The 4,784-nt window shown below is 59.1% G+C and carries 5 protein-coding genes and 1 pseudogene; 2 read left to right on the top strand and 4 right to left on the bottom strand.

Going from position 1 to position 4,784, the window contains the following annotated elements; translation table 11 throughout:
- Window positions 1–204 (top strand): annotated as a pseudogene (locus tag AC1XOS_RS19815) (haloacid dehalogenase); the annotation flags it as partial.
- Window positions 205–277: 73 nt separating this feature from the next.
- Here AC1XOS_RS19815 and AC1XOS_RS19810 read toward each other — a convergent pair.
- Complete coding sequence (locus tag AC1XOS_RS19810; protein WP_481963943.1) at window positions 278–1,117, bottom strand: alpha/beta hydrolase; 840 nt, start codon at window positions 1,115–1,117, stop codon at window positions 278–280.
- A gap of 39 nt (window positions 1,118–1,156) precedes the next feature.
- Between AC1XOS_RS19810 and AC1XOS_RS19805 the strand changes: the two genes are divergently transcribed.
- Complete coding sequence (locus AC1XOS_RS19805) at window positions 1,157–2,140, top strand: aldo/keto reductase (protein ID WP_481963942.1); 984 nt, start codon at window positions 1,157–1,159, stop codon at window positions 2,138–2,140.
- Window position 2,141: 1 nt separating this feature from the next.
- Here the strand turns inward: AC1XOS_RS19805 and AC1XOS_RS19800 are convergent, their stop codons facing one another.
- The 3 genes from AC1XOS_RS19800 to AC1XOS_RS19790 all read right to left on the bottom strand — a co-directional run.
- Window positions 2,142–3,194: a hypothetical protein gene (locus tag AC1XOS_RS19800; protein ID WP_481963941.1), complete on the bottom strand. Its 1,053-nt coding sequence runs from the start codon at window positions 3,192–3,194 to the stop codon at window positions 2,142–2,144.
- Window positions 3,195–3,278: 84 nt separating this feature from the next.
- Complete coding sequence (locus tag AC1XOS_RS19795) at window positions 3,279–4,433, bottom strand: Gfo/Idh/MocA family protein (RefSeq protein ID WP_481963940.1); 1,155 nt, start codon at window positions 4,431–4,433, stop codon at window positions 3,279–3,281.
- Between the two features lie 80 nt (window positions 4,434–4,513).
- Window positions 4,514–4,784, bottom strand: a 271-nt coding sequence (locus AC1XOS_RS19790) for a hypothetical protein (protein WP_481963939.1), incomplete at its 5' end; no start/stop codon positions are given.

Here is a 4,784-nt window from a genome sequence, read left to right as displayed (position 1 = left end):
GCTCGCGCGGAGAGTACGCTCACGACGATGGATGAGATTCTCTCGGCACTTGCCACGGTAGACTTCCCGGATGCCGTCACCAGCGGCCTGCGGCGCACCTGCGATGCCCTGCGTGCCGTGGTGGAGCGCACCCGCGGTGATGTCACGATGGCCGTCGTTCAAGATAGGCTCATGCGCTCGCTTACCCCTGAATCCACCGGTTAAAATCGGCGACCGAGTTTAGTTGCGAAGCGACTTCGTGGCGCTTGCGCCTTCAGACGCTATCTTTAGCCAGCGTCTACATCAGCCCACGCGCCTTGAGCCACTCTTCGCAGCGCTTGGGCCAGGCCGTCGGGATCGGTTTATCTTTTTGAGGGCGCATCCCATAGCCGTGGCCACCTGACTCCCAGACATGGAGCTCGGCGGAGACTTTCACTTTTCGAAGTGCAGTGAAGAGCTGAACACTACTCTGGCAAGTCACTCCATCGTCGGCGGCGTGGGCGAAGAAAAACGGCGGCAGATCTTTGGTCACCATCGCGGCATACTCCGGCAAGAGCTGGAGATTGTTGTCGCAGAAGTAGGCGGGATAGACAAGCACGGCAAAGTCTGGGCGGCACGAGAGCTTATCGGTATCATCTTGCTCCTCGTAGAGAGACTTGCCGTTCTGGAGCGCCGCCATCCCCGCTGTCTTGCCCCCCGCCGAGAACCCCAGAATGCCGAGTTTATCGGGAGCCACGCCCCACTTGCTGGCATTGGCACGTACGAGCCGCAGTGCCCGCTGCGCATCCATGGTCGGCCCTTCCCAGTTAGGCTTCAGTGCGCCCGTCGGGACTCGGTACTTGAGGACAAACGCCGCAACTCCCTGCTTATTCAGCCACGTCGCGATCTCCGTGCCCTCCAGATTCCACGCCAGAATGTTATAACCACCTCCGGGACAGATCACGATCCCCGCTCCCGTCCGCTTGCCACTCGGCAGATAAACATGTAGCTCCGGCTGGCTGACATTGCCCAAACGAATCACGGCCTTACCACCCGTCATCCCCTCGCCAGGCTTTGACATATCCGCTTCAGGGCCTGTAGTGATTGGAGACGCGCCGGGGAGCTTCCCTGGCCAGAGTGTGAGTGTATCGAGTTTCATGCCTCACTGTACCCTCTTTTTGCCTGTACAATGGGCGCGATGAAACAACGATCTTTTCAAGGCATCCCCGTCTCTGAGGTGGGCCTAGGGTGCTGGCAGCTTGGGGGCGGTGACTGGGGCGCGATGGACGATAGTGCAGCGCGGGCCATTCTTCGCTCTGCCTATGAGAGCGGCGTCACGTTTTTCGATACAGCGGATGTCTATGGCGGCGGAGTGAGTGAGCAGCGCCTCGGGGCATGGCTTGCCACAGACAAGCCGCACGGTATTTTTGTCGCCACCAAGCTCGGGCGACGGGGCGATCCGGGCTGGCCAGGGAATTTTTCGCCCGCCGCACTACGACAGCACACCACAGACTCCCTAAAGCGGCTTGGGATTGAGCGGCTGGAGCTCACTCAGCTTCACTGCATCCCCACCGAAGAGTTTCGCAAGGGTGAGGTCTTTGACACGCTCCGCCAGCTTCAGAGCGAGGGACTGATCGCACGTTTCGGGGCCAGTGTCGAGAGCATGGAAGAGGCGCTGATCTGCCTGGAGCAAGAGGGCCTTGCCTCGCTCCAGATCATCTTCAATCTCTTCCGCCAGAAGCCTATTGAGATGCTTTTTGAGAGAGCCAAAGCGAAAAATGTCGCGCTGATCGTGCGCCTACCGCTGGCCTCGGGGCTCCTCTCGGGCAAGTACACGACGCAGACCGAGTTTGCTGCCCGCGATCATCGCACCTACAACCGAGATGGTGCCGCGTTTAATGTCGGGGAGACATTTGCAGGCTTGCCCTTTGCTCTAGGTGTCGAGCTTGCCGATGCGCTTAAGCCACTTGTCCCCGAAGGCTGGACACTCGCCCAGCTCGCCCAGCGCTGGATTCTGGACTTCGACGCCGTGACCACCGTCATTCCCGGAGCAACCAGCTTAGCGCAAGTCGAGAGTAATGTCTCGGTGAGCAGCCTTCTTCCCCTCTCAGAAGCGCTCCACCAGCAGCTCTCCACGTTCTACCAGACACACGTGGCGAGCTTTATTCGCGGACCGTACTAGCCTACATTCCCATGATCGGGAGGCTCAGGCTGGCTCCCTCGGAGACAATGCGGAAGTTGGTGGCGTTGATATCCGGAGGGATGTCCGTGTAGCGATTACGAACGGCATCAAGAGCGGCATTGGCATCTATAAAGAGCGCATCCACACTCTTCGAGGCGCTCTTGCTGCTCTTCTGGCCCATCAGATCGCGGACGATATTCTGGGCACCGCTAGCATCGCCGCCTTGGCCGCTCATCGAGCCCAGAGCGCTATTGAGCGTGTTCATCAGCTTGCTCATCTCGGCGATCCCCGCGTCAAGAGCCATTCCATACCCTGACGCGAGCGGCGCACAGGCATCCGGGAGAGGTGGCTTGTTAGCGGCGCCCGGTGTTTTGTAGACATTGGCAGCCTGGTTCCACTCCCCAATTACCTTGGCGATCTGCTCCCCGTAGTTGGGTGCAGGCTTCTTAGGTGCATCCCCACTCTCAAAGCTGCCATCGAGCAGCCCCAGAGACTCGCCTGTCATGTACTCTTTAATCGCGTTCTGAAGCTGTACAACTAGCTCTCCTGCGCTCTTGGCCTCCAGGCGCTTACGCTCGCCCTCGAACCACTTGAGCCAGCGTAGCCATGCGATCACATCGGCGGGCATGGGGTTGCCAATGGTGCCAGGAGGCTTCATGATCGGGGCTTGCGGCATCTGCGGCTGAGGAGCACTTAGAACCGGCGCTTGGGCAGGCTGAGTGTTGGGCGCATTGATCACGGCACCACTCGGAGAGCTGGGTTTCTGGGCATTGAGGAGCCCCGCGCTCTTGGCGAAGAGAAAGCCCGCCGCGCCAATCAGCACCACACCCGAGACGAGGGCCGCAATCGCGGCTTTGTTCATGCCCGTGCTCTGGTTCTGCGGCGGCGCGGCAGCCGTTGGCGGCGCGTACTGTGTGGGCTGGGGTCGTGCGGCAGGCATAGACGTCGCTGCACTGGCAGGAGGCGCACTCGCCGCCGTTACCGCCGCACCACAGATATTACAAAACCGTGCCATCGCGGGCGCTTCCGTCCCGCATGCTTTACACCGAGCCATGATTACTTACTCCTAAAGAGACAGTGCCCCTACTTATAGGGACGAAAAAGTAGGGGCTTTAGTTTCGGGTAGGCAGAGATATTTTTAGATACTCTTCCAGAGACGGCTGTCCGACGAGCTCTTCACCGCATCCAGCACTTTTTGGCACTTAAGGCCATCGTTGAAGTTGGGGTGGAACTCCGCGCCCGTGTCCCAAGCCTGGAGCATGTCGTGGATGAGGTTGATGAACGTGTGCTCATAGCCGATGATATGCCCGACAGGCCAGTAGTTACCGGTGTAGGGATGACTGCCATCCGTGGTCTGGATCGTGCGGAAACCCTTCAGCTCCGCGGGATCGTCGTGGTTGTAGTACTCCAGCTCGTTCATGCGCTCCATATTGAAGACAATCGAGCCTTTGCTGCCATTGATCTCGAACTTATTGTGGTTCTTGCGTCCCGCCGCCAGGCGGGTCGCCTCAAAGGTCCCCACAGCCCCGTTGGCAAAGCGCGCCAAGAAGATCGAGCTATCGTCCACGGTCACATCGCCCATCTGGTCGCTGGCTTTCCCTCCGAGCCGGTCGTCGGACTCGGCAAGAATGGGTCGCTGCTTGATAAACGTGTCCATCATGCCACAGACCTCAGTAATATCACCGACTAAGTAGTGCGCCATGTCGATGGAGTGGGCCACAAGGTCGCCATGGGAGCCTGAGCCCGCGATATCGCCCTGTAGGCGCCAGACGATCGGGAAGTTGGGGTCGATGATCCAGTCCTGCAGATAGACGCTACGCCAGTGGTAGATCTTGCCCAGGACACCGTCTTGGATCATCTGCTTGGCCAGCTTGACCGCCGGGACACCACGGTAGTTGAAACAAGTGGCATTGCGCACTCCCGCTGCGTTTACCGCATCGCACATCAGCTCCACTTTCTCTATGGAGCTTGCCAGTGGCTTCTCACAGAAAACCATCTTTCCCGCTTTTGCCGCTGCGATCGCAATCTCCACATGAGTGTCGCCGGGCGTGACAATATCAATAATGTCAATATCATCGCGCTCTACCAGCTTGCGATAATCCGTCTCGTAGCTCTCAAACCCAAACTTCTCAGCGGCAGCCTTCACTTTCTCCTCAGAGCGCCCACAGAGCGCCTTCAGCACGGGCTCGATGCCGAGCTCGGGGAAGAAGCGGTGCAACTGACGGTAGGCGTTGCTGTGCGCCTTACCCATAAACTGATACCCCACCAGACCGATACGAACTTGCTTTGCCATCTTTTTTATGTCCTCAGAAAAGTACAAACTTTTGAAGCCCTATTCGGGGTGATAGACCAAATTTCCTCCCCGTAGCGGTGCTAGAACCCGGTGAGGGCGGGGAGGTTGATGGTGAAGCCGACCTGCTGGTTCTGGCTGCGCCAGGTGAGGCGTGGCTCGACGGTCTTGCCGCGCCAGCCGAGGGCGATCTCTTGGTCGAAGATTTGGCGGGTGCGCAGGTCCCAACGGCCCATCAGGGCAACTGTCAGGCTGCCAATTTGTGTTTGGCCTCGGAGTTGGGCCTCACTGAGGGCTTCAAGCGTGTCAAAGAGAAACGGGGACTTCCCCTGGGCACGGCGCAGGGCTACGCCG

Source organism: Armatimonas sp. (genome assembly GCF_964826245.1).
This window is presented reverse-complemented; position numbering and strand designations above follow the sequence as displayed.

Bases quoted from the DNA above. Each gene is read 5' to 3' on its own strand.
- AC1XOS_RS19810 (WP_481963943.1), bottom strand. From the start codon at position 1,117: ATGAAACTCGATACACTCACACTCTGGCCAGGGAAGCTCCCCGGCGCG.
- AC1XOS_RS19805 (WP_481963942.1), top strand. From the start codon at position 1,157: ATGAAACAACGATCTTTTCAAGGCATCCCCGTCTCTGAGGTGGGCCTA.
- AC1XOS_RS19800 (WP_481963941.1), bottom strand. From the start codon at position 3,194: ATGGCTCGGTGTAAAGCATGCGGGACGGAAGCGCCCGCGATGGCACGG.
- AC1XOS_RS19795 (WP_481963940.1), bottom strand. From the start codon at position 4,433: ATGGCAAAGCAAGTTCGTATCGGTCTGGTGGGGTATCAGTTTATGGGT.